Here is a 23,988-nt window from a genome sequence, read left to right as displayed (position 1 = left end):
GTCTTGAGGAATGACCCCGCCGGCCGGCCCCTTCCGGCGCGGCGGGGCATGAAACGGGTCAGGCGCGGGGCAGCAGGCGGGTGACCTCGCGCGCCATGTCGGCGAGCGCGGTGTCGACGGGAGCCTTCTGCTCGACGACGCGGGAGACGTTGTCGGTGATGACGGAAGAGATGCGCACGCCGTTCGCACCCGGGAACGCGTACCATGGCACCATGATCGGCATCTGGCGGACGCCGGTCATGAACAGCGGGTTGTCGCGATAGAAGCCGGCGAGGTGGCGCGGATCGTCGGCGGCCAGCGCATTCACCGGCACGTAGCCGGTGCCCTTGACCATGATCGTCGTGCCCTCGGGCGAGGTGCAGTGGCGCAGGAAGCGATAGGCGGCCTGCTGCTTCGCCGGGTCCTTCGCGAGGATCATGCCGGCGGCGCCGCCGGTCGGCAGGCGGCCGCGGGCCTTGTCGCCGAGCGGGAACTCCCAGGTGGTCAGCTTGAAGTTGTTGCCGAGCGAATTCATCGCCTGGCGCAGGAAGGCGGTGGACCAGAAGTACATGCCGACCTTGCCGGCGGCGAAGGCCTGGGCGCCCGCTTCGCCCGAGAGCGCCGGCATGCCGCCTTCCTTGACCAGGCGGTCGAGCACGGTGAGGGACGCCCGGCCCTCGGGACCGGCGAAGCCGATCTCGCGCTCGGCGGCGTCCATCATCGTGCCGCCGAAGCCGAAGAGCAGCGCGGAATAGATCCAGTCGCCCTGCCAGCGGTAGTAGGAGCCGTGGACGCCGTCGCCCAGCGCCGAGATCGCCCTGGAGGCCGCGATGATCTCGTCCCAGGTCGTCAGCTCCTTATTCGGATCGAGCCCGGCGCGACGGAACAGGTCGGCATTGACGAAGACGATCGGATTGGAGGTGGCGAAGGCGAGGCCGGCCTGGATGCCGCCGGCCTTGCCGAGGCCGAGCAGCTCCGGCGTGTAGCCGAAGGCGCCCGGGTCGCCCTCGGCCTTCAGCAGCGGCCCAAGGTCGGTAGCGAGGCCGCGCTCTGCGATGACGCGCAGGCGGTTGAGGCCCTGGAAGGTGACGTCCGGCTGGCGGCCGGTGACCGCCTCGCGCAGCACCAGCTGGGTGCCATCGTCATAGCTGGCGGTGGCCTGGCGATAGCTGACCTTGACGTCGGGATGGGCGGCCATGAAGCCGGTCGCGAGCCGCTCCATGACGTCCTTGTAGACCGCCGGCATGGCGTAGTGGGCTTCGATCTCGACGGGCGCGGCGAAGGCCAGCCGCGGCGCCGCAAGGGCCGCGACGGCACCGGCGAGCGCGGTGCGGCGGGAGAGACGAACGGTCATGGCAGTCTCCGAATGGGGGTGTGTCGGCGGAACCGGCCTCATCCCTTGAGGCCGGTCATGGTGATGCCTTCGATGAAGCGGCGCTGGGCGAGCAGGAAGGCGGCGACCAGCGGGATCGTCGTGATGGTCGCAGCGGCCATGAGGGCGCCGAAATCGTCGCCGGCCTCCTCGGTGCGGAAGTACATGACGCCGAGCGCCGGGGTCGCGAGTTCGCCCTTGCCGGAGACGGCGATGAGCGGCCAGAACAGGTCGTTCCAGTGCGCCACCACCGAGAAGATCGCAAAGGCCGTGGCGGCCGGCCAGGCGTTCGGTACGATGATCCGCCAGACGATGGACCATTCGCCGAGCCCATCCATGCGCGCGGCATGGATCAGTTCGTCGGGCATCGCCCTGAAGAACTGGCGGAACATGAAGATGGCGAAGACCGAGATGGTCGAAGGCGCGATCAGCGCCGCATAGGTGTTGAGGATGCCGGTCTTGGCGAAGGCGATGTAGAGCGGGATCGCCGGCACGTGGGCGGGGATCAGGAGCCCCAGCATGACGAAAGCGAAGAGCGTCTCCCGGCCGCGGAAGTTGAGCTTGGCCATCGCGTAGCCGGCGGGCAAAGCGAAGGCGAGTTGGAAGACGAGGATGCCGCAGCAGACGATGACGCCGTTGAGCAGATAGCGCCCGATCGGCACCTCGGTCAGCACGCGCCCGTAGTTCTTTTCGATGGCGAAGTTCTGCGGGATCAGCGACATCGAGGCGCGCCAGACCTCGTCCAACGGCTTCAGCGAGACCGAGATCATCCAGATGTAGGGCATCAGGAAGAGCAGGCCGAGAAGGCTCAGCAGGATGAGACGCGGCAGGTCGGCGGCAAGGCTCTTGTCGTGCGGGGCGGAGGGGGTCATCGGCGCCTCACCCGTAGTGGACGCGGCGGTCGAGCACGCGCGTCTGGAGCAGCATCAGGATCACCACGGCGCCGAGGAAGACGACGGTGATCGCCGCCGAATAGCCCATGCGGAAGAAGGTGAAGCCCTCGGTGTACATGGTGTAGAGCAGCACCTCGGAGGCCTTGTTCGGACCGCCCTGCGTCAGCGTTGCGACGACGTCGAAGACGCGCAGCGAGCGGATCATGGTGATGGTCAGGACGAAGAGGCTGGTGGGGCCGAGCAGCGGCCAGGTCACCGTCCAGAAGCGCGACCAGGCCGAGCGCACGCCGTCCACCTCCGCGGCCGCATAGAGGTCGCGCGGAATGGCGGTCAGCCCCGCCAGGAACAGCACCATGTTGAAGCCGATCTGCTCCCAGACGCCGATGATGGCGAGGGTCCACATGACGCTGTCGGAGGAGCCGAGCCAGTTCGGGCCGACGATGCCGAGCATGCGCAGCGCGGCGTTCACCGGGCCGATGGTGGGGTGGAACATGTACTGGAAGGCGGTCGCCATCGCGACCATCAGCGAGACGACCGGCAGGAAGAACACGGCGCGGAAGAAGGCGCGGCCGCGGGTGCCGCTCTCGATCAGCATCGCCAGCCCAAGGCCGCCGATGATGGAGGCCGGCGTCGTCACCGCGACGAAGAAGGCGGTGTTACGGAACGAGGTCAGGAAGCCCCGGTCCTCCATCAGCTCCGCGAAGTTGGCGAGGCCGACATAGCGCAGCGCCGGCGCGCCGAGCTCGTAGTCGGTGAAGGCGATGACGACGACGGCGAGCGTCGGGATCAGCAGCATCAGCACGAAGGCGGCGATGGCCGGCAGCGTCAGCAGCCAGGCGGCGAGGGATTCTCCGCGCTCGATGCGGTCCGCTTGCCCGGCGGCGACAGGAAAGGCGGAGCCGAGGGCGACGTCAGACATAGCGCGGCACCCTGACGCTCACGGCGGACTCGCTTGCCTGAACGTGCGCAGCGGTTTCGGCGCTGATGAGCCCGACGCGTGTGCCGGCCGGATCGAAGGCGAGCAGCCGGCCGGCGAGTGGCGTGACCCTGAGATTCTGTCGGGACGGTGCGCGCTCCCAGGTCTCCGGGGTAAGGCGCAGGATGATCTCGGTCCCCAGTCGGGGTTCGCGGGCATAGACGAGTACTTCGGACCCGAGGAATTCGACGTGCCGGACCACGACGGCGACGCCTGTTTCGCCGATGGTGAGATGCTCGGGGCGGATGCCCACATCCAGCCTGCCGGTGGCGCGCGGCGCCACCTCGCCCGTCATCTCGCCGGCGATGGAGAGACGCCCGTCGCCATCGGCCTCGCCGGGCAGGATGTTGATCCGCGGCGAGCCGATGAACCTCGCGACGTCGATGGTGGCCGGCTGCTCATAGACCTCGCGCGGCGTGCCGAACTGCAGCACGTTGCCGCCGAGCATGACGGCGACCCGGTCCGACATGGTCATGGCCTCGGCCTGGTCATGGGTGACGTAGACCGTGGTGACGCCGACGCGCCGGTGCAGGTCGACCAGTTCGCGGCGCATGTCGTGGCGCAGTGCCGCATCGAGGTTCGACAGCGGCTCGTCCATGAGGAAGGCCTTGGGGTGGCGCACGATGGCGCGTCCGAGCGCGACGCGCTGGCGCTGGCCGCCGGAGAGCTGGCCGGGGCGACGCTCCATCAGGTGGTCGATGGAGAGGAGCCGGGCCGCCTCGCTCACCTCGTCGCGAATGGCCGCGCGACGGCCCCTGGTGCCGGAGACGAAGCGGCCGAGCAGCGGCGCGCGCTCCACGGCCGACAGCCGGCGCATGACCAGCGGCAGCGCCATGTTCTGCTCCACCGTCATGTGCGGATAGAGCGCGTAGTTCTGGAACACCATGGCGACGTCGCGGTCTGCGGCGCGCCGGCCGGTGACATCAGCCCCCGCGATCGAGACCGAGCCGCGGTCGGCCCTCTCGAGCCCCGCGATGATTCGCAGGAGCGTGGTCTTGCCGCAGCCCGACGGCCCGACCAGCGAGATGAAGGATCCCGCGTCGAAAGACAGCGACACGCCCTTGAGGACGCGGGTTTCGCCAAACGATTTCTCGATCCGGTCGAGGACGATGCCGGCCATGAATTCCGAACTCCCTGGATGAGGTCGGGGTACGCGGCTTCGACGACAGAACGGCAACGCCCCGGTGACGATTCACACACGGCTGAACGACGGTTCCATGACACACGGGACAGGCGCGGTCCTGTCGTCGCGATGTCATGGACGGTGCCTACCCAGCCGGCGAACCAACCTTGGGAAACCCGCCATGCTCATCGCCCATCTCACCGATCTCCACGTCCGTCCGCACGGCCTGCCGGCCTACCGGACGGCAGAGACGAACATGCTGACCGAGCGCGCGCTCGACGCGGTCCTCGCCCTCGATCCGCGCCCTGACGCGGTCCTGCTCACCGGCGACCTGACCGACAACGGCCTGCCCGCGGAGTACGAGAACCTGAAGCGCATGCTCTCCCGGCTACCGATGCCGGTCTGGCTCATTCCCGGCAATCACGACCGCCGCGAGAACCTGAAGAGCATCCTCGGCGACCATCCGGGCCTGTCGCAGCATCCGGTCTTCGCGCAGTGGGTGACCGATCTTGGCCCCGTCCGCCTGATCGGTCTCGACACGGTGGTGCCGGGCTCCGGCGCCGGCCGCCTCTGCGCCGAGCGGCTCGCCTGGCTGGAGGAGCGTCTCGCGGAAGACACGGCGAAACCGACCATCGTTGCCATGCACCATCCCGCTTTCGTCTGCGGCATCCACCACATGGATCGGATCAGCATGATCGACGGCACGGCCGAGTTCGAGGGCATCATCCGGCGCCACCCGCAGGTGGTCCGCATCCTCTCCGGCCACCATCACCGGCCGATCCAGGCGCTATTCGGCGGGACGCTCGCCATGGTGGCGCCAAGCGTCGCCCATCAGGTGGTGCTCGACCTCAATGACCGCCCGCCGGGCCAGTTCAACTTCGAGCCGGCGGCGTTCCATCTCCACCTGTGGACGGAGGCCTCGGGTCTTGTCACCCACACCGCCTATGTCGAGAAGGCGCCGGGTCCGTTCCCCTTCCTGCGCGATCCCGACTATCCGGGCGCGGCCTGAGTCCCCTGCCCCTCCGAGGAACCTACCATCAGGCCGCTTATTCAGCGGCCTGATGCATCTTGCTCCCGACGACCTCGCGGAAGTCGGGAAGCGGCGCCAGCCAGCGGCGGGAGAGAGTCTCGGCCCGCGCACTCCAGGCGAAAGCATCGCGGCCGTGAACGCGCCAGAGCACCTCGTCGGACAGCTCGAGCAGGGCGAAGGCGCCGGCCGGCTCGCCCGCCGTGGTGAAGGTCTCGGTGAGCGACTGCAGGGTGATATGGGCGATGCCGTCGACCAAGGTCAGCGTGTTCCAGTGGACGTGGCCGGAGATCCACACGACCGGGACCTTGGCGGTCCGCAGCACGGCGCGCACGCGGTCGGCGGTCGGATAGGTCGAGAAGCGCGCATTATTCTCGAACCAGAAGTTGCCGACCTGCGAGTGCCCTGACACCGGCACGTGGCTGACGATGGCCAGCGGACGGTCGGCGGCCGCGATGGTGGCGGCGAGCCAGGCGAGGTCGGCCTCCTGAAGGGCAAAGCCGGACGGCCGGTGCAACTTCGAATCGGCACGCCAGATCACCAGCCGCCAGTCGCCGACATCGACGGTCTCGTGGCCGGCAATGCGGCCGAGAATGGCGTCGTTGTCGGCAACCTCAAGGAAATCGCGGTCATGATTGCCGTCGAGGTGAAAGCGCGGCCGGGTGATCGGCGCGAAGGCCTCCGCCACCTCGCGCTCCAGCACGAGGTCGCTGTCGCGGGCCTCGTCGGAGATGCGGTCGCCGAGATCCAGGACGAGATCGGGCTGCGTCTCCGCGACGAAGCGGCGGAACTCCTCCATCACGCCGAGAGCGGCAGGTCCCGCCTTCGAGAAGGACGGCTTGCCATGGTGGAGGTCGGTGACGATGCACAGGCAGGCGGCGCGGGACATAGCGAAATCTCTCGGCTGGGGGGCGGCAAAGGCAAGGCCCGCCCCGCAGGAGCGGGACGGGCCGGAGAGGATCGATCAGGCTCAGCTGGCGCGGCGCGGCAGCAGCGGCTGCACGGCGGCGGCCATCGCCTTCAGCGCATCGTCGGCACCCTTGGACTTGTTCACCACCGACTGCAGATGGTCGTTGATCACGTCGGTGATGCGCAGAGCGTTCTGGCCGGGGAAGGCATACCAGCCGTTGATCACGTCCTGCTGGCGGATGGCGACCATGTGGTTCGGGTTGTCGCGGTAGAACTTGCCGAGCAGGTCCTCGCGCTGCGCCGGAATGGTCGTGCCCGGCATGTAGCCGGTGGCGTTGACCATGGCCGTCGCGCCGATCGGGCCGGTCGCGTACTTGATGAATTTCCAGGCCGCTTCCTGCCTGGCGCGATCCTTGGTGAACATCATGGCGACGTTGCCGCCGGCTGGCAGGCGCGGGTTGGCCGCCGACAGCGGATAGCGGCCGCAGACCAGCTTGAAACGTCCGCCGATCTCGCGGTTGTAGCGTCCAAGCTGGGCGGTCGACTGCATTGACATGCCGAGGCGGCCGGAGAAGAAGTCCTGGAAGGCCGTGTCGGGGCGGATGTCCGGCATCTTGCCCTCATCGACCATCTTGCGCAGCACGCGGATGGCCTTCTGGCCGGGCTCTTCGGCGAAGGCGACGCGGGTTTCGTCGGCGTTGAGCATGGTGCCGCCATGCGACATGACAAGCGCCTGCCAGGCCCAGTTGCCGGTGATGGTCCAGTCGTAGAACAGGCCGGTGCGGTTCTGCGCCGGTGCGGAGATGGCGGCGGCGAGACGGATCACCTCGTCCCAGGTCGTCGGCAGCTTGTCGGGATCGCCACCGGCGGCCTTCAGCAGGTCGGCGTTGTAGTACATGATCGGGGTGGACATGGCGAAGCCGATGCCGGTCTGCTTCGGTCCGGTCTGGCCGAGCGACAGGAGCGACGGCGAGAAGCCGAGGGCGGCGGTCTCGGGATCGGCGTCCATGAACGGCTTCAGATCGACCGGAATGCGGCGCTCGTCGAGGGTGCGCTGGCGGTTGAGACCATGGAAGGCGACGTCCGGCAGAGTGTTGGTAACGACGTCGCGCAGGTTGCGCTGGAGGATTTCCTCATAACCCTGCTCGGGGGCGCGCAACGTGATCTTGATGGTCGGATTGGCCTTCTGGAAGTCGGCCGCGATCTTCTCCATCAGGTCCTTGAACAGGACCGGGATGGAATACTGCACCTGCAGTTCGACGGGGGTCGACTGGGCGCGCAGGTAGGAGGGCAGGGCGACCGTTGCGGCGGCGCTGGCGAGAAATATGCGGCGGGTCGTGGTCATGGAAGGCTCCGGGTGGTGTTCGTTCGAGGGACTGCACTCACTTGACGGCGGTCATGGTGACGCCGTCGATGAACCAGCGCTGGGCAGCGAGGAAGGCGATGACGAGGGGTGCGGTGATGGCGGTGGCCGCCGCCATGAGCGGGCCGTAGTTGGTTCCGGCTTCGGCATTGGCGAAGAACACGACGCCGAGCGGCGGAGTGGCCAGATGCTCGGACTGGACGACGATGAGGGGCCAGAAGAACTCGTTCCAGTTCCACACGAGCGACAGCACGCCGAAGGCGATGACGGCCGGCATGGCAGTCGGCATCATGATGCGCCAGACGATGGCGAACTCGCCGAGCCCGTCGAGCCGCGCGGCGTTGATGAGGTCGTCGGGCACGGTCAGGAAGAACTGCCGCATCAGGAAGATGCCGAAGACCGAGATGGTCGAGGGCAGGATGATCGCCGCATAGGTGTTCAGGAGTCCGACCTGCCAGAGCAGGATGTAGAGCGGGATGGCGGTGACCTGCGGCGGGATCAGGAGGCCCAGCAGCACCAGCATGAACATGGTCTCGCGGCCGCGCCAGCGCAGCTTGGCCAGCGCATAGGCGCAGGGCAGCGCCGTGAGCAGCTGGCAGGTGAAGATGGAGCCGGTGACGATGAAGCCGTTGAGGATGTAGCGGGCCAGCGGCTGGCGGGTGAAGGCGTCGGAATAGTTCTGCCAGGCGTGCCACTGCTTCGGCAGCAGGGAGAATTCCGGCGAGAAGATCTCACCCGACGGCTTCAGGCTGACCGAGACCATGATCACGAAAGGAGCCAGCATCAGGAAGGCGCCGAGGCCCAGCACGGCATGGCGGAAGAGCTGGAAGCCGAGGCCTGTCGCGGCAATGGAACGGGTGCGCATGAGGCCCCTCACCCGTAATGGGTGTTGCGCTCCTGCAGGCGCACCTGAATGACGGTGACCAGCAGGACGAAACCGAGGAAGACGACGGTGAGGGCCGCCGCATAGGCCGAGCGCAGGAAGGAGAAACCCTCCTGGTACATCTGGTAGAGGAGCACGTTGGTTGCCTTGTTCGGCCCGCCGTCGGTCAGAACCTGCACCGTGTCGAAGACCTGGAAGGCGCGGATCGCCGTGATCGTCACGACGAAGAGCATGGCGGGGCCGAGCATCGGCCAGGTCACCCGCCGGAAGCGCTCGAAGGCGCCGTCGGCGCCGTCCACGGCAGCGGCCTCGTAGAGGTCCTTCGGGATCGCCTTCAGCCCGGCGATGAAGAGCACCATCGACAGGCCGATCGCCTGCCATATGCCGATGACGCCAAGGGCGAAGAGCGCCGTGTCGGGGTTTTTCAGCCAGTCGGTGGTCGGAATGCCGACGAAGGCGAGGGTCAGGTTGATGGCGCCCACCGTCGGGTGGAAGGCGAACTGGAAGACCAGCGCCATGGCCAGCAGGGTCGAGACCACCGGCAGGAAGAAGGCGGCGCGGTAGAAGCCGCGCAGGCTCTCCCCCGCTTCGATCAGGATCGCCGCGCCCAGCCCCAGGAACACGGACAGCGGCACGACGAAGGCGACATAGGTCAGCGTGTTGCGCAGCGTCTTCCAGAACACCGCGTCGCCGGCCATCTCGCGGTAGTTGTCGAGCCCCGCCCAGCCGATCTCCGGCATGCCGAAGGTCCAGTCGGTGAAGGACAGCACGAACACGGCCACGGTCGGCCCGAGCAGCATGATCCAGATGAGCGCGAAGGCAGGTCCCGCCAGAATCCAGGCGGCCAACTGTTCGGCCACCTCGCCGGCTCGCGCCTTGGCCGGCCTGGCAAGGGCTGTCGGTGCGGGCAGAGCGACGTCAGACATGAGCCGCCTCGCTCCTGACGGCGTGCGGGGTGGCTGCGCCGGGCACGCGGGCGGCAATCCTCCGGCCGTCCTTGCCGAAGACCAGCACCCGGCGCGGGTCCGTCGACAGGGCGATCGCGTCACCGATCCTGAGAGCCGCCCCCACCGACGGCTCGACGCGTGTGACGAGAGGCCGGGTTAGCGGGCTGGCGATGATGTGGACCAGGGTTTCCGCACCGAGCATTTCCAGATGCCGGATCGTGCCTGACAGGGCGATCCCGCCGGCGACGCCAGGCGTGGCCACCATCAGCGCCTCGGGGCGGATGGCGACCGTGACCTCCGTGCCGGGCTGGCCGCCGACCGCCACCGGCCAGGGCATCCCGATCACCTCGACGCGCCCGCCGGTCCCGATCCGACCCGGCAGAGTGTTGATTTCCGGCGTGCCGATGAAGGTCGCGACCGCCAGATCCTGCGGATCGTCGTAGATGACCTGCGGGGCGGCGACCTGCAGCAGATGGCCGCCCATCATGACGGCCACGCGGTCCGACATGGTCATCGCCTCGGCCTGATCGTGGGTGACATAGACGAAGGTCGAGCCGAGCGTGCGGTGAAGCTCGGATATTTCGGTGCGCGCCTGCACACGCATCTTGGCGTCGAGGTTCGACAGCGGCTCGTCCATGAGGAAGGCCTTGGGCCGCCGCACCATGGCGCGGGCGAGCGCCACGCGCTGGCGCTGGCCGCCGGAGAGCTGCGCCGGCTTGCGCGCGAGGAGATGGCCGATGCCGAGCCCCTCGGCGACGGCCTTGACGTCCGCGGCGATGCCGGTGCGCCCGGCCCGGGCTCCGGGCATGAGCCCGCCGATGATCGGCAGGCGCTGCAGCATGGACAGCCGGCGCATCTCCAGCGGCAGGCCGATATTCTCGGCCACCGTCATGTAGGGATAGAGCGCGTAGGACTGGAACACCATGGCGACGTCGCGCGCCTTCGGCGGCAGGTCATCGACCATGGTCGGACCGATGAAGACGTCGCCCTCGTCCTGGGTCTCGAGACCCGCGATGATGCGCAGGAGCGTGGTCTTTCCGCAGCCCGAAGGACCCACCAGGGTCAGGAATTCGCCATCGGCGATGTCGAGCGACACGCCGTGCAGGACCGGGGTGTCGCGAAACGTCTTGCGGATGGTCTGCAGCGAGATGCCGGCCATGATGTCCCGTCCGACGCCGCCAGGATGGCGCGCTCACTTGTCGCCTTTAAGCCGACAAGTTAACGGGGATGTGACGGTCGCGACGATCTTGCTGCGATGCGGTAGAGCGCAGTCAGAGCGTGTCGATGCGCAGCACGAGGCTGCCGCTGGGGATGACGGCATTGCCGTACAGCAGGGGCCGCCCCTCCGCGTCGCTGTCGACGTACATCATGACAAGCACCGGCGCGTCGAGCGGAATGGAAAGAGCTTCCGCCTCGCGCGGGCGCGGCATGCGGCAGTCGATCCAGGTCGAGACGCGGAAGAAGCTCCCGACGCCGTATTCGGCCAGCGCCTCGGTGAAACTGCCGGTCCGCGCCACCGCCTGGTCGATGCCGTGGAAGCGGTCGCGCGCGAAGATGTGGTAGCTGTAGATGATCAGGGACGGGGCGGCGCCACGCACCGTCTCCACCATCAGGATCGGCGTGGTCTCGTCGAGCGCCAGCATGGCGGCGATGGCCGAGGTCGCGGGTCTCTCGCTCGTCCCCAGCAGCCGGCCCGACGGCGCGGCGTTCATCTGGCGCTCGATCTCGCTCCATTTGGAGTCGCGCGTGATGCGGTACTCCGGCGGCCGGTCCTCGACGAAGACGCCGCGGCCGCGGCGCGCGCGCACCAGCCCGAGAATTGCAAGGTTCGCGAGCGCCGTGCGCACCGTATGGCGGTTGACGGAAAAGCGCTCGGCGAGATCGTTCTCGGACGGCAACTGGTCGCCCGGTCCGATCAGGCCCGAGCGGATCTCGGCCTCCAACTCGCTCTGGATGAGCCGCCAGACAGGGAAACGGTTCTTGGCCATCGGGCTCGCAAGGGGTTGCACATGTCCGACAGGGTTCATGGCAGGCGCAGGGCGGGATGGCTACCGCGATCGGTCGACAACGTGTCGTCGGGCCGGTCACCTCAGTGGAATCGAACACTGCGGCGGAGTTCAGGAAACTGAGGAAGCGCGTTTGGTGGGCCCGGCAGGACTCGAACCTGCAACCAAGCGGTTATGAGCCGCCGGCTCTAACCATTGAGCTACAGGCCCACCGTGCCGGCCCTCGCTCGGGCGCGGCGCGCCGCGAAATGGCTGCAAAGAAACCCATGTCGCGGCATGATCTGGTGATCGCATCCCCGTCCGGCGGCGTCAATGCGCGCCCGCCCGAACCCATGGGAGAACACATGTCGCTGCCGAAGTCCGTCCGTTCCATCGAGGGCCCCTGTTCCGGGCAGGCGATGGCCATTGTTGTCCGGGGCGCGGATGCCGGCCGCCGTGCGGCCTTGGCAGTCTCGCTGATGGCGCTGTCGCTGGGGGTGCTCCTCGCCCTCGCTCCGCCCGCATCCGCCCAGGTTCCGGCCGCGGTCCGGCAGGTCACCGTTCATGGCGAGGGACAGGCAGCCGCCGCCCCCGACGAGGCGATGATCGGCGGCGGCACGCAGGTCCAGTCGCGGACGGCCAGGGAGGCCATGGACGGCAATTCGCGCACCATGCGGCAGGTCCAGGAGGCGCTGCGTGCCACCGGCATCGCCGAACGCGACATCATCACCTCGGCGCTCTCGCTGCGTCCGGTCATCGACTACCAGTCCGCCGGCAATCGGCCCCGGGTCGTCGGATACACGGCCGGTCACCGCCTGCAGGTGCGTGTGCGCGACCTGAGCAAACTCGGCGACGTACTCGACCGCATGGTCTCCGCCGGCGCCAACCAGATCGACGGCCTGCAACTCACTGTCTCGGACTGGTCGAAGAAGGTCGACGAGGCCCGCGTCGCCGCCGTCGCCGACGCCCGCCGCAAGGCCGAGATCCTGGCCCAGTCCTCAGGCGCCCGCCTCGGCAGGGTGATGACGATCAGCGAGCAGGGCGGGGCTGCTCCCGCGCCCGTGCTGCGCCGCATGGCACCGCAGTCTGCGTCCTCGGCCGAGCCCGTCCCCGTCGCCACCGGCGACCAGACCTTCCGGATGGCGGTCACGGTGGTGTGGGAACTGATCGACTGACGGGGACCCTGTCCCCTACCGCTCGGCCTACTCGGCGGCGGCGCCGCGCGCGCCGAACTGGATCGACACATAGTGGGCGTAGAGCCCGTTGCGGGCGATCAGTTCGGCGTGGGTGCCCGTCTCCACCACCCGTCCGGCCTCGATCACCACGATCCTGTCGGCCCGCATGACCGTCGACAGGCGGTGCGCGATGACGATGGAGGTGCGGCCCGCCAGCATCTGGTCGAGGGCGCGCTGCACCTCGAACTCGCTCTCCGAATCGAGTGCCGAGGTCGCCTCGTCCAGAAGCATGATCGGCGCGTCCTTGAGGATGGCCCGGGCAATGGCCACGCGCTGGCGCTGGCCGCCGGACAGCCCCTGGCCGTGCTCACCGATCAGCGTCTCGTAGCCCTCGGGCAGACCGAGGATGAAGTCGTGGGCAAAGGCGGCGCGCGCCGCCGCAACGATCTCGGCCTCGCTCGCCCCCGGACGGCCGACGGCGATGTTCTCGCGCACCGTACCCTGGAACAGAAAGACATCCTGGCTGACGAAGGCCATGGCGCCGCGCAGCGAGGCGAAGGTGACGTCGCGCACATCCTGGCCGTCCACCGTGATAGCGCCTGCCCGCACATCGAAGAAGCGCTGTACCAGCGAGATGATGGTCGACTTGCCGCCCCCCGAGGGGCCGACCAGCGCCGTGGTCTTGCCCCCTGCCGCGATGAAGGACAGGTCCCGGATCACCGGATCCTCGCTGTGGTAGCCGAAGGTCACGGCGTCGAAGGCGACGGTGCCGTCACGCACAGCCAGCGCGGCAGCGTCAGGCTTCTCCTTGAGCGTCGGCTCGGTGTCGAGCAGTTCGTACATCAGCCGCACGCCGACCAGCCCCTTTTCCACCTCGACGCCGAGACGGGCGAGACGCTTGGCGGGGTCATAGGCGAGCAGGAGCGCGGTGACGAAAGCGAAGAACGAGCCGGCATCGACACCCTGGTGAATGACCCGCCAGGCGCCGTAGACGATGGCCGCCGAAATCGCGAGGCCGCCGAGCGTTTCCATCAGCGGGGCGGTCCGGGCGCCGAGGATGGCGATCTTGTCGGCGCGCTGGCGGACCGAATCAATCGTCTCGTCCATGCGCGTCTGCATCTGGTCCTCGAGGCCGAAGGATTTCACGATGCGCACGCCCTGGACCGTCTCCTGGACAACGCCGACCATCGACGAGAGCGAGGTGAACTCGCTCTGCGCCAGCCGGCGCACCCGGCGGCGCAGGCGGTTCACGCCATAGACGGCCACCGGCATGACCGCGCCGGACACAATGAACATCAACGGATCGGACACGAGCATCACGACGACGAGGCCTGCGACCGTCAGGAGATCGCGACCGACCGTCGTGACGATGTTCTGCAGCACGTCGCGCGCGGCCTGAGCGTTGTGCGTCACGCGCGTCACGAGATCGGCCGATGCGTGCTGCTGGTAGAAGTCGACCCCCTGCCCCAGCAGATGCCGGAAGATGCGCGTTTGCTGGGCCGCCACGATGGCGTTGCCGATGCGCGACAGGATGACGTTGGATGCGTAGGCGGCAACTCCCTTGACCAGGAAGATCGAGAACACCGTCACGCCGAACCACACCGCCAGCGTGAAGTCGCGATTCTGGAACACGCCGTTGATCAGGTCGCGCATGATCCAGGCTGACAGGGCGGTACAGGCCGCGACGATCGCCATAAACACGAAGGCGAGCGCATAGCGAGGCGCATAGGCGCGCAGGCTCTCGCCGACCAGACGCTTGAGGGTCTGGCCCCGCTGGGCGTCGAACTTGAGGAGTAGGCTGACAAGCCTCATAACGTTGCGGCACTCGCGAAATCTGTCAGCGCCGCATAACAGGTTTCCCGGATGAGACCAAGGCGACAGCCGCCCGCCAGGCGCGAAACTGCCCTTCATTGCACCCGTTGCCCCCTCTCTTGCCCGCGCCGGAAACCGGTGCCAAGAGAGGCCGATGGCGACCATCGACACGCTCTTCGTGACCAAGCTCTATCGCGGTGAAATCGATCGCGACGACGGCCTCCTCGACGAGGTTGAACAGGCCTGCCGGTCGCTGGCCGTCGATGACGCCGCAGGTCTGCGCTGGTGCGCTCGGCACGGCTATCCCGGCTACACCAGCTACGCTTCGCTCAACGACCTGCCTTGGCGCTTTCCGGTGTTCAAGACCCTCGCCCGCCAATTGGACCGGCACGTGGCAGCCTTCGCGAAAGACCTCGCCTTCGACCTCGGCGGCCGCAAGCTGGTGCTCGATTCGCTGTGGGTGAACGTCCTCCCGCAGGGCGGCGCACACGCCTCGCACATTCATCCGCACAGCGTCGTTTCCGGCACGCTTTACGTGGCCATGCCCAAGGGCGCCGCGGCGCTGAAGCTCGAGGATCCGCGCCATGCGTCGATGATGGCCCATCCGCCGCGCAAAACCTCGGCGCCGCGCGAACTGCAGCCCTTCGTGTCGGTGGCGACCTCGCCCGGCGAACTGCTGCTGTGGGAAAGCTTCGTGCGCCACGAAGTGCCCGTGAACCGCAGCGCCGAGGAGCGCATCTCGGTCAGCTTCAATTATCGCTGGGGCTGAGGACCGGCCGTTCAGGCAAGAGCCGGCGGCACCGGGCGCGGCCGGCCGTCCTCGTCGATGGCGACGAAGGCGAAGGTCGCCTCGGTGACTTTTTCCCGCTCGGTGGTCCGGAAGCGCTGCGCCCAGGCCTCGACGAGGATTTTCATCGAGGTGCGGCCGACGTGGAAGACGTCCGTATAGACCTCGAGGACGTCGCCCACCCGCACCGGGCGGATAAAGGTCATCGCCTCGACGGCGATGGTGACGACACGGCCCTGCGCCCGCTCGACGCCTGCGATGCCGCCGGCCTGGTCCATCCGCGCCATCACCCAGCCGCCGAAGATGTCCCCGTTGGCATTGGTATCGGCAGGCATGGCGCTGATGCGAACGGTGAGTTGGCCGCGTGGGCCGGAATCGGTCGACCGGATGGCGAGGGGCATGGGCGATTCCGGATGCATCTGTTCAGCCTGTGATTCATGCAGCAATTCGCCAGCGTGGCAATGTGACACGTCGCGCTGGCCGGCACCCGATGCCTTGAGCGTGGCGAGACCTGTGGAACGGCATGGCCTTTGAAGTGTCTGCAGTCCTGATGTCTCGCGATGCCGGAATTGGCTCTGCCGCCGCCGGAGAATTATCTGCCTTGCATTTCCCGGCCGAACCGACTATTTAGAAATCACGTTTCGGCCGTTCTTTCTTGGCCCGGCGCCGTAAAATCCGGCGCACAGCTGACAAAAAATCTCCCAAAACGTACCCCGAACTACTCGTGCGTGACGCGAGTCGTCGATCTAAGCTCGCTTCGCGAAAGGATATCCCATGCAGACCGGAACCGTTAAGTGGTTCAATTCCCAGAAGGGCTTCGGCTTCATTCAGCCGGATGGCGGCGGCACTGACGTGTTCGTCCACATCAGCGCCGTCGAGCGCGCTGGCCTTTACGGCCTCAACGAAGGCCAGAAGATTTCCTTCGAGATCGTTGCCGACCGCCGCTCCGGCAAGTCGTCGGCCGACAATCTCAAGGCTGTCGACTGATCAAGAGAATCCCGTTTCAGTGAGCCGTCGCGGATGTACCGGCGGCGTCGCATGGACGGGATCAGAGCCTGGGTGCCTGGAGGCTTTGCGCTTCCAGATGTCGGCCCGGACTTAAAGGAGTCGCACCTTCCTACGGTGGGTGCGGCTCTATGCTCATTTGTTCAGAGCATGGGCCATGCCCGTGCGGTTGAGGGCGCGTAATGAATTCCGAACATCCGAGGCTCTTCATGTTCAAGTCCGGAGCGAATGAAGCGCTCTACGGATTTGCATCCGACGCCTCGGGTGGGAAATTGCCCGAGAAATTCGGCCCGTGGACCAGCATTGGCGTGATCCGCGGTGACCAGAAGCCACCCCATGGCCTGAAGCGGAACGCAATCGAGAACGGCATCGCCGAATTCGGTTTCCAGCTCTGGCGCAAGAAGGACGCTCCGGCCAAGTCGGCCTGACCGTCGATCACATCATCACCCGACCGGGAGAAGACATGCAGGTTCTCGTCCGCGACAACAACGTCGATCAGGCTTTGCGCGTTCTGAAGAAGAAGATGCAGCGCGAAGGCATTTTCCGCGAGATGAAGCAGCGGAAGTCGTTCGAGAAGCCGTCGGAGCGGAAGAACCGCGAGAAGGCGGAGGCCATTCGCCGTGCCCGCAAGGCCGCCCGCAAGCAGGCCCAGCGTGACGGCCTCATCGCCGCACCGAAGCCGAAGCCCCGCCCCGACCGCAAGCCGAAGTTCGGCGCGGCTCCCGGAGCGCCGTCGGCATCAGGTACCGCACCTTTGTCCGATCCGAACCCGGTGCGCTGACCACCTTCGGTCCACGACCGGATTGCCGGAATGAAGAAAGGGGCCCTTGTGGCCCCTTTTGCTTGCCGCTCGTGCGACCTAATGCGACAGCGCTTCAGCAGCGCCACGCCGCGGCAGGCTCACCTCCCTGACATCGCAGAGATTGACGCCGGACAGCGTGGCGGCGTCGTTCGGCCGCAGCGAGAAGGCGCTCCTGAGGTCGAAGGCGCAGGAGGCCGGGCGTGCCATCCGGCCCGTATAATGCATGGCCTCGGCCATGACCCAGGCGCCCAGCACGTCGCCGCGCTGCGGACCCTCCGCCGGTGAGGCATGGAGGGCGACGATCGCGCTGCCTGTCCGGTTGGTCACACGGTAGAGCACCAGACCCTCGCGCGGCGGCGGCAGCGGCGTCGCCAGATCCGCGTCGGTCAGGACGACTTCGCCGCCGCTGCACAGGTCGAGACCGAACCGCGTCAGTTCCCCGCCATGGGCATATGTCGCGCGCAGGTCATAGTGGCAGCCGGGGCCGCGCCCCAGACGGAGGACGCCCTTGCCGCCGGGCGGCAGGGAGCCGCTCCCGAGCCGGTCCTGTCCCCAGGTTCCGACGTCCGTCGGGGTCACCTGAAGCACCCAGACCGGCTTCGAACCGCGATTCACCACCAGCACGCTTCCCGCCGCCACCGGCTGGGCAAGACGCGACTGGGACATCTCCAGACGGGTCGAAGGACGGAGCGGCGCTGCCTCGACGGCGGCGGTTGCGAGTAGCAGGGTGAGGACGGCGAGACGGGGGACCACGGCGAGCCTCCTTCGGGAGTGCCCTGCGACAATGCCGCCGCTGCGTATCACCGGGATGTCGGATGCCGGACGCGACTGTTTCAGCCCGGGTTGGCAACCGCGTCAGCGGAAAAGCCGGTCGCCCTGCTCGTCGACGATCTGCCGGCCCTTGGAGAGCGAGAAGGTGACGGCGTCCTCCATCGAGGCATGCCGGTCGGCGCGAATGAACTTGTGCTCCCTCACGACGCCGTCGATCGCCTTCGTCACGACCCCGGAGGTCTGGAACTGGCCCTCGTTGCGGAACGGGGTTGCGGTGATTGTGAAGCCCTTGTGCTCGATCGCGGCGGCCGCTGTCACAGCGCCGTCGTCCGACGCCGGTTTGCCCCAGCCGAACAGCGATTTGAGAAAGGACATGATGCACCTCGCGCAGGGGGCTGCCGCCCCGGACGCCCCTTCTTAGCCCGTCCCGATGGACAGCGGAATGGCGGGAACCGATCCGGCCCTGAAGCCGGCTGCGACAAACTGGAACATCAGCGGCGGCCACGGGTTCATGAGGTATTCATGGGCGCCATTCGATGGTCGGCGCCGAAGATCGACCGTGGCGGTCGGCGGATGGCTTATCGCCACCCTCCGCGGCCCGGCCGCTCCATCTGGACAAGGAATTTACGGCAATGCACTGGCGATTGAAACGAATGGCGGTCCTCGCGGGCACCCTGGCCGCGGGCCTCATGGCCTCGTCCGGCGCCTTCGCCGACGACGCGGTCACCACCGCCGACGTCAACATGCGCACCGGCCCAGGCACGGGCTATTCCGTCGTCATCACCCTGCCGGCCGGCGCCCCGGTCGATGTTCAGGGCTGCAGCGCCGGCTGGTGCCGCGTCGTCTATCGCGGCGCGGTCGGCTTCGTGTCGCAGAGCTATCTGGACGACGATGGCGGCGCCGTCTATGCGCCGCCGCCCGTCTATGTCCCGCCCCCGGTCTATGTCGAGCCGCCGGTTGTCATCTACCCGGGCTACCGGCCGGGCTGGCGGGCCCCCTACCGTCCGGACTTCCGTCCGCCGCACCGGCCCCGGCCGCCGGGCTGGAGGCCGCCGCCGCCGCGTCCGCCCGTGATGCGTCCGCCCGGTCCGCGCCCCGGCTGGGATGGCGGTGGGCAACCCCGTCCTCCCGTGATGCGCCCTCAGGGTCCGCGCCCCGGCTTCGACGGCGGGCAGCCCCGTCCCCCGGTCGCGCGTCCTGCGCCCGGTGGCGGAGGTCGGCCCGGCATGGGCGCCCCCGGTGGCGGACGGCCCGGCATGGGTCGCCCGGACCGCGGCGGCTGAGGCCGGACGCCTTCACCGAACACACGCTGGGGCGGGCCATTGGCCCGCCCCTTTGTCTGTCAGGGACAGGCCTCATTTCTCCTGCAGCGCCAGCCGCGCACCGAGCGCCACGAAGGCCCCGGCGAAGGCCCGCCGCATCCAGGCCATCACGGCCGGCCGCGAGATGACCCTGTCGCGCATTGCCGCAGCGAACAGGCCGTAGATGGCGAAGATGACGAAGGTCATCGCCATGAACACCGCCGATAACTCCAGCATCCGCGCAAGCGGCGCCGCCTCGCCGGCCGGAATGAACTGCGGCAGGAAGGCGACGAAGAAGATCGACAGCTTGGGGTTCAGCACGTTGATGGCGATGCCGTCGCCGATGACGCGCCAGGACGAGCGCCCGTCCGGCCCGGCCTCGACCTTCAGCGCGCCATCCTCGCGGAGCGTCTGCCAGGCCATCCACAGGAGATAGGCGACGCCGGCATATTTCACGAGATTGTAGGCGAGTGCGCTGGTGTGCAGCAGCGCGGCGAGGCCCATCATCGCGGCGATCAGATGCGGCACGATGCCGAGCGTGCAGGCGAAGGCGGCGAGCACGCTGGCCCTTCCCCCGCGCGAGAGGCCGGCCGCGAGGGTGTAGATGACGCCCGTGCCGGGCGAGGCGACGATGATCAGGTTTGTCAGCAGAAATTCGAGGGACACGGGCGCTCTCCGCAGCAGTCGCCCCCGATCAGGCACGAGACGCCGGCGCGTGACAAGCATCGGCGCACCTTGATCCAACACTTAGGTATTGACCTAAGTTTTTTTCGGGCGCACTCTCCCCCCATGCACGCTGCACCCACCCGCCTCGACGACACGTTCCGCGCCCTCGCCGACCCGACCCGTCGGGCGGTGGTGGAGGCACTCGGGCGCGGCCCGGCTTCCGTCACCGAGCTCGCCCGCCCCTTCTCCATGGCGCTGCCGAGTTTCCTCCAGCACCTGAGGCTGCTGGAGGACTGCGGTCTCGTCGCGACCGAAAAGCGCGGTCGGGTGCGCACCTGCAGCCTCAGGACGGAACCGCTCGCCGCCGCAGGCCATTGGCTGGAGGAACAGCGCAGCCTCTGGACGCGTCGCCTCGACCAGCTCGACTCCCTGCTCGCCACGATCAAAGGCGCGGCGGGCGAGGCCCCCGACCCTTCCCCCCAAGGACAAGAGGAAACCCCATGACGTCAGAACCCTATTCCGTCTTCGATCCCGCCCTCGATCTGGAGCTTCGCCGCGAGGTGGACGTGCCGCCGCATCTCGTCTGGCGCGCCTGGACCGAGCCGGCGCTGCTGATGAAATGGTTCACCCCCGCCCCCTGGCGCACCACGGCCTGCGAACTGGATCTGAGACCCGGCGGCAAGTTCCGCACGGTGATGGAAGGCCCGAACGGCGAGCGGAACGACAGCACCGGCTGCGTGCTGGCGGTCATCCCCGAGCGGCTGCTGGTCTTCACCGACGCGCTCGGTCCCGGCTGGCGCCCGACGGGCGGCGGCTTCATGACCGGTTCGATTGCGATCGAGCCGACGGCGAAAGGCACGCTCTACACCGCCCGCGCCCTGCACAAGGATCCGGAGGCGAAAAAGCAGCACGAGGACATGGGCTTCCACCAGGGCTGGGGCACGGCGCTGGATCAGTTGGTGGCGCTGGTGAAGGGGATGTGAGGGTCAGACAACTGCTGACTGAACTCCGCTGGGCGGCTCAACGGTGCCGCGCGCTGGCCATTGAACCGAACGCTAGCCACACGGAAGGTCATCTGCATAATGATCCACCTCTCACACCATTGGGCCGGCAGAATGAACGAGATCGCCCGGTACGTCCTTCGGCGGCATGCTATCGGACAACGTGGCGACATAGAGATATCAAAAGAGGCGTATGAGGAACTATCATCGAGCATCTCGACGCTCATCGACATCTTAAAGATTGAAGAGAATTTCAATGTAATAATTGACAACTATTTCGAATTTGAGAGGTACCTGCTGGATACAACGCTAAAGGCGCTAATTTACAACAGCGACGTACATGAAGATTTAACAGAAATTAGAATATCCGTGAGTCGATCAATAATAAATTTGTTAACGGCAGCACGACTGTATGTTGAGTCCTTGCCTCAGGTCGCAGGGCGACATTTTTGCGGTGAAGCGCTGGACTGGATTAGATCATCTCCAAGCAGAGCGTACGATAGATCTTTATCCTACCGAATCATGGACGCGTTGAGGAATTACTCTCAGCACGATTCTCTGCCGATTGGCGGAATCACAATTGGTCGTTCGAAAGATCTGTCCGGCAAACCAATGCGAATGATCTGGAAAATCGAGCCTACACTGGACTTAAAGAGCATACAGAGATCGGCAAAATTCAAAAAAGCAACGCTTGGAGAAATACAAAAAAACGAAAGTGAATTCAAGATAAAGGCGACTATCCGCGAATATGTGGAGCAGATTTTTTTGATTCACATAGAGGTAAGAGATAAATTTGAACCATTGTCCAAAAAATCCACCCATAGTTTGGAGGCGGCCAAATCAGATTTTTCCGCAAAATTCCCCGGAACGCAGGAAAGCATCATTGCCACAGCCGTCGATGCGAAAGGAAAGCCCCTCGGTCCGGTCGTTTTTCTATCTGCAATTGTCTTAAAAAGCCTTCCCCAATTGAGAAAACGCGTCAATACGCTAAAAAATCTGCCGCTTCGGACAGTTCAATACTAATGGATATCGCCTTATAACCAAAAATGCGCCCGCCACCACAATGATGGCGGGCCGATTTGAAAATCCTACTTCGTCTGCCTCAGTTGTCCAAGAAGCTCCTGAGCTTCCTCGACCGCGATGGGTGCTTCAGCTTCCTAAGCGCCTTGGCCTCGATCTGGCGGATACGCTCGCGGGTCACCGAGAACTGCTGGCCAACCTCTTCCAGCGTGTGGTCGGTGTTCATGCCGATGCCGAAGCGCATGCGCAGCACGCGCTCCTCGCGCGGCGTGAGGGACGCCAGCACGCGGGTCGTCGTCTCGCGCAGGTTCGATTGGATCGCCGCGTCGATCGGCAGGATGGCGTTCTTGTCCTCGATGAAGTCGCCGAGGTGCGAATCCTCCTCGTCGCCGATAGGCGTCTCGAGGGAGATCGGCTCCTTGGCGATCTTCAGGACCTTGCGCACCTTCTCCAGCGGCATGCCGAGCTTCTCGGCGAGCTCCTCCGGGGTCGGCTCGCGGCCGATCTCGTGCAGCATCTGCCTTGAGGTGCGGACGATCTTGTTGATCGTCTCGATCATGTGCACGGGGATGCGGATGGTGCGCGCCTGGTCGGCGATCGAGCGGGTGATCGCCTGCCGGATCCACCAGGTGGCATAGGTCGAGAACTTGTAGCCGCGGCGGTACTCGAACTTGTCGACCGCCTTCATCAGGCCGATGTTCCCCTCCTGGATGAGATCGAGGAACTGCAGGCCGCGGTTGGTGTACTTCTTGGCGATGGAGATGACGAGGCGCAGGTTCGCCTCGACCATTTCCTTCTTCGCCTGCCGGGCCTCGCGCTCGCCCTTCTGCACCATCTGGACGATCTTGCGGAACTCGCCGATCTCCAGCGCGGTTTCGGTCGCCAGCGCCTGGATCTCGGCGCGGATCTCCTTCACCGTCTCCTTCTCCTCGGCGACGAAGCTCTTCCAGCCGCGCGCGCCGAGAGAGGCGACGCGCCGGATCCAGTTCGGATCGAGCTCGGAGCCCTGGTATTCCTTCAGGAACGACATGCGGTCGACGCCATAGCTCTCGGCGAGGCGCAGCAGGCGCCCCTCGTAGCCAACGAGGCGCTTGTTGATGTCGTAGAGCTGCTCCACCAGCGCCTCGATGCGGGCGGTGTTCAGCGACAGCGACTTGACGTGCTGGACGAGATCCTCGCGCAGCTTCTTGGCGCGCCGCTCCTGGCTCGGCGACAGCTTGGTGTCGTTCAGCCGGTTCTCGACGTTCTGGTCCTGCAGGCGGCGGAGCTTCTTGTACTCGTCGGCGATGGTGTCGAAGATCTCGAGCACCTTCGGCTTCAGCTCCGCCTCCATGGCGGCGAGCGACACGGCGTTCTCCATGTCGTCCTCGTCGAGGTCGCTCTCGGTGACGCCCGGCGGCAGGCCCTCGCTTTCGGCCTCGGCCTCCGGCGCGATCGGCGCCTCGCCTTCGGTCACGATCGGCGCGTTCTTCGCGTCCGGGCCGGCATAGGTGGCTTCGAGGTCGATGATGTCGCGAAGGTAGATCTTCCCCTCGTTCAGCTCGTCGCGCCAGATGATGATGGCCTGGAAGGTCAGCGGGCTCTCGCAGAGCCCTGCGATCATCGCCTCGCGACCGGCCTCGATGCGCTTGGCGATGGCGATCTCGCCCTCGCGGGACAGAAGCTCCACCGAGCCCATCTCGCGCAGATACATGCGCACGGGGTCGTCCGTGCGGTCGAGCGGCTCGGAGGCACGCTCGGACTTCACCACGGCGCGCGGGGTGGCCTCCTGAAGCTCGCCGTCGGGCTCGTCGGCCTCGGGCTGCTCCTCGGTCTCGCCGTCCTCGGCGGCATCGTCGTTGTCGACGACGTTGATGCCCATCTCCGAGAGCATCGAGTTCATGTCCTCGATCTGGTCGGAGGTGAACGAGGCGGCGGGCATTACGGCATTGATCTCGTCGATGGTCACATAGCCACGCTTCTTCGCGCGCTTGATCATCGCCCGAACGCCGGCATCGGAGAGGTCCAGGAGGGGGCTGTCGGGGCCCTCGGTCTCCTGATCCGCGCCTTCCGGTTTCTCGGTTGCCTTCGTTGCCATCTAGACCCGTCCATCGTTCACGGACCGCAAGCGACCCGAATGACGCGCCGGCGACGGGTTCAAGGCCCGCCTCAACGCCAAAAAAGGGGCTGCGCTCGCTCTTCAGCGCGCCCC

Annotated in this window: 26 protein-coding genes and 1 tRNA gene; 10 read left to right on the top strand and 17 right to left on the bottom strand. The window is 66.6% G+C overall.

Annotated elements, in window-relative coordinates; translation table 11 throughout:
• Positions 1-58 precede the first annotated feature (58 nt).
• From ACJ4V0_RS14680 to ACJ4V0_RS14665, 4 genes are read right to left on the bottom strand one after another with little or no spacing between them, the layout of a single operon-like run.
• A complete protein-coding gene (locus tag ACJ4V0_RS14680) occupies positions 59-1,333 on the bottom strand; it encodes an ABC transporter substrate-binding protein (RefSeq protein WP_448300336.1) in 1,275 nt (424 codons plus the stop codon).
• 38 nt (positions 1,334-1,371) lie between these two features.
• Positions 1,372-2,223 carry a carbohydrate ABC transporter permease gene (locus ACJ4V0_RS14675; protein ID WP_448300335.1) on the bottom strand — a complete coding sequence of 284 codons (852 nt, stop codon included), beginning with the start codon at positions 2,221-2,223 and terminating at the stop codon, positions 1,372-1,374.
• A gap of 7 nt (positions 2,224-2,230) precedes the next feature.
• Positions 2,231-3,163 carry a carbohydrate ABC transporter permease gene (locus ACJ4V0_RS14670; protein WP_448300334.1) on the bottom strand — a complete coding sequence of 311 codons (933 nt, stop codon included), beginning with the start codon at positions 3,161-3,163 and terminating at the stop codon, positions 2,231-2,233.
• Positions 3,156-4,340, bottom strand: a complete 1,185-nt coding sequence (locus ACJ4V0_RS14665) for an ABC transporter ATP-binding protein (protein WP_448300333.1) — start codon at positions 4,338-4,340, stop codon at positions 3,156-3,158. The genes ACJ4V0_RS14670 and ACJ4V0_RS14665 overlap by 8 nt, the downstream gene beginning before the upstream one ends.
• 184 nt (positions 4,341-4,524) lie before the next feature.
• On the opposite strand from ACJ4V0_RS14665, the gene ACJ4V0_RS14660 reads away from it, so the two are divergent.
• On the top strand, positions 4,525-5,352 hold the full coding sequence (locus ACJ4V0_RS14660; RefSeq protein WP_448300332.1) for a phosphodiesterase: 828 nt from the start codon (positions 4,525-4,527) through the stop codon (positions 5,350-5,352).
• Positions 5,353-5,389: 37 nt separating this feature from the next.
• Here ACJ4V0_RS14660 and ACJ4V0_RS14655 read toward each other — a convergent pair whose 3' ends face one another.
• The 7 genes from ACJ4V0_RS14655 to ACJ4V0_RS14625 all read right to left on the bottom strand — a co-directional run bounded on the left by ACJ4V0_RS14655 (position 5,390) and on the right by ACJ4V0_RS14625 (position 11,688).
• Positions 5,390-6,259, bottom strand: a complete 870-nt coding sequence (locus ACJ4V0_RS14655; protein WP_448300331.1) for a metallophosphoesterase family protein — start codon at positions 6,257-6,259, stop codon at positions 5,390-5,392.
• Positions 6,260-6,340: 81 nt separating this feature from the next.
• A complete protein-coding gene (locus ACJ4V0_RS14650; RefSeq protein WP_448300330.1) occupies positions 6,341-7,624 on the bottom strand; it encodes an ABC transporter substrate-binding protein in 1,284 nt (427 codons plus the stop codon).
• A gap of 37 nt (positions 7,625-7,661) precedes the next feature.
• Complete coding sequence (locus ACJ4V0_RS14645) at positions 7,662-8,507, bottom strand: carbohydrate ABC transporter permease (RefSeq protein WP_448300329.1); 846 nt, start codon at positions 8,505-8,507, stop codon at positions 7,662-7,664.
• Between the two features lie 8 nt (positions 8,508-8,515).
• Entirely contained in the window at positions 8,516-9,451 is a 936-nt protein-coding gene (locus ACJ4V0_RS14640) for a carbohydrate ABC transporter permease (RefSeq protein WP_448300328.1), read from the bottom strand.
• Entirely contained in the window at positions 9,444-10,631 is a 1,188-nt protein-coding gene (locus tag ACJ4V0_RS14635; protein WP_448300327.1) for an ABC transporter ATP-binding protein, read from the bottom strand. Before ACJ4V0_RS14635 ends, ACJ4V0_RS14640 begins: the two co-directional genes overlap by 8 nt.
• 112 nt (positions 10,632-10,743) lie before the next feature.
• Positions 10,744-11,460 (bottom strand): phosphonate metabolism transcriptional regulator PhnF, encoded by a 717-nt coding sequence (gene phnF / locus ACJ4V0_RS14630; RefSeq protein ID WP_448300326.1) that lies wholly within the window; start codon positions 11,458-11,460, stop codon positions 10,744-10,746.
• 152 nt (positions 11,461-11,612) lie between these two features.
• Positions 11,613-11,688: transfer RNA gene (locus ACJ4V0_RS14625), tRNA-Ile, on the bottom strand.
• A gap of 134 nt (positions 11,689-11,822) precedes the next feature.
• On the opposite strand from ACJ4V0_RS14625, the gene ACJ4V0_RS14620 reads away from it, so the two are divergent.
• Positions 11,823-12,632 carry an SIMPL domain-containing protein gene (locus tag ACJ4V0_RS14620; protein ID WP_448300325.1) on the top strand — a complete coding sequence of 270 codons (810 nt, stop codon included), beginning with the start codon at positions 11,823-11,825 and terminating at the stop codon, positions 12,630-12,632.
• Between the two features lie 27 nt (positions 12,633-12,659).
• Here ACJ4V0_RS14620 and ACJ4V0_RS14615 read toward each other — a convergent pair whose 3' ends face one another.
• Positions 12,660-14,444 (bottom strand): ABC transporter ATP-binding protein, encoded by a 1,785-nt coding sequence (locus ACJ4V0_RS14615; protein WP_448300324.1) that lies wholly within the window; start codon positions 14,442-14,444, stop codon positions 12,660-12,662.
• A gap of 154 nt (positions 14,445-14,598) precedes the next feature.
• Here ACJ4V0_RS14615 and ACJ4V0_RS14610 point away from each other — a divergent pair, with 154 nt between their 5' ends.
• Complete coding sequence (locus ACJ4V0_RS14610; RefSeq protein WP_448300323.1) at positions 14,599-15,213, top strand: TIGR02466 family protein; 615 nt, start codon at positions 14,599-14,601, stop codon at positions 15,211-15,213.
• 11 nt (positions 15,214-15,224) lie between these two features.
• Here the strand turns inward: ACJ4V0_RS14610 and ACJ4V0_RS14605 are convergent, their stop codons facing one another.
• Entirely contained in the window at positions 15,225-15,632 is a 408-nt protein-coding gene (locus tag ACJ4V0_RS14605) for an acyl-CoA thioesterase (RefSeq protein WP_448300322.1), read from the bottom strand.
• Positions 15,633-16,005: 373 nt separating this feature from the next.
• On the opposite strand from ACJ4V0_RS14605, the gene ACJ4V0_RS14600 reads away from it, so the two are divergent.
• The 3 genes from ACJ4V0_RS14600 to rpsU all read left to right on the top strand — a co-directional run bounded on the left by ACJ4V0_RS14600 (position 16,006) and on the right by rpsU (position 17,017).
• Positions 16,006-16,218, top strand: coding sequence for a cold-shock protein (locus tag ACJ4V0_RS14600; RefSeq protein ID WP_448300321.1), 213 nt, complete (start codon positions 16,006-16,008; stop codon positions 16,216-16,218).
• A gap of 227 nt (positions 16,219-16,445) precedes the next feature.
• The gene (locus ACJ4V0_RS14595; protein ID WP_448300320.1) at positions 16,446-16,664 is read left to right on the top strand and encodes a hypothetical protein; all 219 of its coding nucleotides are present in this window, start codon (positions 16,446-16,448) and stop codon (positions 16,662-16,664) included.
• Between the two features lie 35 nt (positions 16,665-16,699).
• On the top strand, positions 16,700-17,017 hold the full coding sequence (rpsU, locus tag ACJ4V0_RS14590) for a 30S ribosomal protein S21 (RefSeq protein WP_448300319.1): 318 nt from the start codon (positions 16,700-16,702) through the stop codon (positions 17,015-17,017).
• A 78-nt stretch (positions 17,018-17,095) separates the two neighbouring features.
• On the opposite strand, the gene ACJ4V0_RS14585 is transcribed toward rpsU, so the two are convergent.
• On the bottom strand, positions 17,096-17,791 hold the full coding sequence (locus ACJ4V0_RS14585) for a hypothetical protein (RefSeq protein WP_448300318.1): 696 nt from the start codon (positions 17,789-17,791) through the stop codon (positions 17,096-17,098).
• Positions 17,792-17,893: 102 nt separating this feature from the next.
• Positions 17,894-18,184 carry an HlyU family transcriptional regulator gene (locus ACJ4V0_RS14580; RefSeq protein WP_448300317.1) on the bottom strand — a complete coding sequence of 97 codons (291 nt, stop codon included), beginning with the start codon at positions 18,182-18,184 and terminating at the stop codon, positions 17,894-17,896.
• Between the two features lie 278 nt (positions 18,185-18,462).
• On the opposite strand from ACJ4V0_RS14580, the gene ACJ4V0_RS14575 reads away from it, so the two are divergent.
• Positions 18,463-19,092 (top strand): SH3 domain-containing protein, encoded by a 630-nt coding sequence (locus tag ACJ4V0_RS14575; protein WP_448300316.1) that lies wholly within the window; start codon positions 18,463-18,465, stop codon positions 19,090-19,092.
• Positions 19,093-19,164: 72 nt separating this feature from the next.
• Here the strand turns inward: ACJ4V0_RS14575 and ACJ4V0_RS14570 are convergent, their stop codons facing one another.
• Entirely contained in the window at positions 19,165-19,776 is a 612-nt protein-coding gene (locus ACJ4V0_RS14570; RefSeq protein WP_448300315.1) for a LysE family translocator, read from the bottom strand.
• Between the two features lie 123 nt (positions 19,777-19,899).
• Between ACJ4V0_RS14570 and ACJ4V0_RS14565 the strand changes: the two genes are divergently transcribed.
• The 3 genes from ACJ4V0_RS14565 to ACJ4V0_RS14555 all read left to right on the top strand — a co-directional run bounded on the left by ACJ4V0_RS14565 (position 19,900) and on the right by ACJ4V0_RS14555 (position 21,800).
• A complete protein-coding gene (locus ACJ4V0_RS14565; protein WP_448300314.1) occupies positions 19,900-20,280 on the top strand; it encodes an ArsR/SmtB family transcription factor in 381 nt (126 codons plus the stop codon).
• Entirely contained in the window at positions 20,277-20,759 is a 483-nt protein-coding gene (locus ACJ4V0_RS14560; RefSeq protein WP_448300313.1) for an SRPBCC family protein, read from the top strand. Before ACJ4V0_RS14565 ends, ACJ4V0_RS14560 begins: the two co-directional genes overlap by 4 nt.
• Before the next feature lie 132 nt (positions 20,760-20,891).
• Positions 20,892-21,800 (top strand): hypothetical protein, encoded by a 909-nt coding sequence (locus tag ACJ4V0_RS14555; protein WP_448300312.1) that lies wholly within the window; start codon positions 20,892-20,894, stop codon positions 21,798-21,800.
• Between the two features lie 79 nt (positions 21,801-21,879).
• Here ACJ4V0_RS14555 and rpoD read toward each other — a convergent pair whose 3' ends face one another.
• Positions 21,880-23,874: an RNA polymerase sigma factor RpoD gene (gene rpoD, locus ACJ4V0_RS14550; protein ID WP_448300311.1), complete on the bottom strand. Its 1,995-nt coding sequence runs from the start codon at positions 23,872-23,874 to the stop codon at positions 21,880-21,882.
• Positions 23,875-23,988 lie beyond the last annotated feature (114 nt).

Source organism: Phreatobacter aquiterrae, assembly GCF_053471285.1.
Note: the sequence above shows the minus strand (reverse complement) of the source record. Positions and strands in the feature narration are given on the sequence as shown.

Coding starts and splice junctions, on each gene's coding strand:
- ACJ4V0_RS14610 (WP_448300323.1), top strand. CDS start 14,599: ATGGCGACCATCGACACGCTCTTCGTGACCAAGCTCTATCGCGGTGAA.
- ACJ4V0_RS14660 (WP_448300332.1), top strand. CDS start 4,525: ATGCTCATCGCCCATCTCACCGATCTCCACGTCCGTCCGCACGGCCTG.
- ACJ4V0_RS14675 (WP_448300335.1), bottom strand. CDS start 2,223: ATGACCCCCTCCGCCCCGCACGACAAGAGCCTTGCCGCCGACCTGCCG.
- ACJ4V0_RS14645 (WP_448300329.1), bottom strand. CDS start 8,507: ATGCGCACCCGTTCCATTGCCGCGACAGGCCTCGGCTTCCAGCTCTTC.
- ACJ4V0_RS14560 (WP_448300313.1), top strand. CDS start 20,277: ATGACGTCAGAACCCTATTCCGTCTTCGATCCCGCCCTCGATCTGGAG.
- ACJ4V0_RS14580 (WP_448300317.1), bottom strand. CDS start 18,184: ATGTCCTTTCTCAAATCGCTGTTCGGCTGGGGCAAACCGGCGTCGGAC.
- ACJ4V0_RS14605 (WP_448300322.1), bottom strand. CDS start 15,632: ATGCCCCTCGCCATCCGGTCGACCGATTCCGGCCCACGCGGCCAACTC.
- ACJ4V0_RS14555 (WP_448300312.1), top strand. CDS start 20,892: ATGAACGAGATCGCCCGGTACGTCCTTCGGCGGCATGCTATCGGACAA.
- ACJ4V0_RS14650 (WP_448300330.1), bottom strand. CDS start 7,624: ATGACCACGACCCGCCGCATATTTCTCGCCAGCGCCGCCGCAACGGTC.
- phnF (WP_448300326.1), bottom strand. CDS start 11,460: ATGGCCAAGAACCGTTTCCCTGTCTGGCGGCTCATCCAGAGCGAGTTG.
- ACJ4V0_RS14615 (WP_448300324.1), bottom strand. CDS start 14,444: ATGAGGCTTGTCAGCCTACTCCTCAAGTTCGACGCCCAGCGGGGCCAG.
- rpoD (WP_448300311.1), bottom strand. CDS start 23,874: ATGGCAACGAAGGCAACCGAGAAACCGGAAGGCGCGGATCAGGAGACC.
- ACJ4V0_RS14575 (WP_448300316.1), top strand. CDS start 18,463: ATGGCGGTCCTCGCGGGCACCCTGGCCGCGGGCCTCATGGCCTCGTCC.
- ACJ4V0_RS14680 (WP_448300336.1), bottom strand. CDS start 1,333: ATGACCGTTCGTCTCTCCCGCCGCACCGCGCTCGCCGGTGCCGTCGCG.
- ACJ4V0_RS14635 (WP_448300327.1), bottom strand. CDS start 10,631: ATGGCCGGCATCTCGCTGCAGACCATCCGCAAGACGTTTCGCGACACC.
- rpsU (WP_448300319.1), top strand. CDS start 16,700: ATGCAGGTTCTCGTCCGCGACAACAACGTCGATCAGGCTTTGCGCGTT.
- ACJ4V0_RS14600 (WP_448300321.1), top strand. CDS start 16,006: ATGCAGACCGGAACCGTTAAGTGGTTCAATTCCCAGAAGGGCTTCGGC.
- ACJ4V0_RS14620 (WP_448300325.1), top strand. CDS start 11,823: ATGTCGCTGCCGAAGTCCGTCCGTTCCATCGAGGGCCCCTGTTCCGGG.
- ACJ4V0_RS14640 (WP_448300328.1), bottom strand. CDS start 9,451: ATGTCTGACGTCGCTCTGCCCGCACCGACAGCCCTTGCCAGGCCGGCC.
- ACJ4V0_RS14665 (WP_448300333.1), bottom strand. CDS start 4,340: ATGGCCGGCATCGTCCTCGACCGGATCGAGAAATCGTTTGGCGAAACC.
- ACJ4V0_RS14595 (WP_448300320.1), top strand. CDS start 16,446: ATGTTCAAGTCCGGAGCGAATGAAGCGCTCTACGGATTTGCATCCGAC.
- ACJ4V0_RS14670 (WP_448300334.1), bottom strand. CDS start 3,163: ATGTCTGACGTCGCCCTCGGCTCCGCCTTTCCTGTCGCCGCCGGGCAA.
- ACJ4V0_RS14655 (WP_448300331.1), bottom strand. CDS start 6,259: ATGTCCCGCGCCGCCTGCCTGTGCATCGTCACCGACCTCCACCATGGC.
- ACJ4V0_RS14565 (WP_448300314.1), top strand. CDS start 19,900: ATGCACGCTGCACCCACCCGCCTCGACGACACGTTCCGCGCCCTCGCC.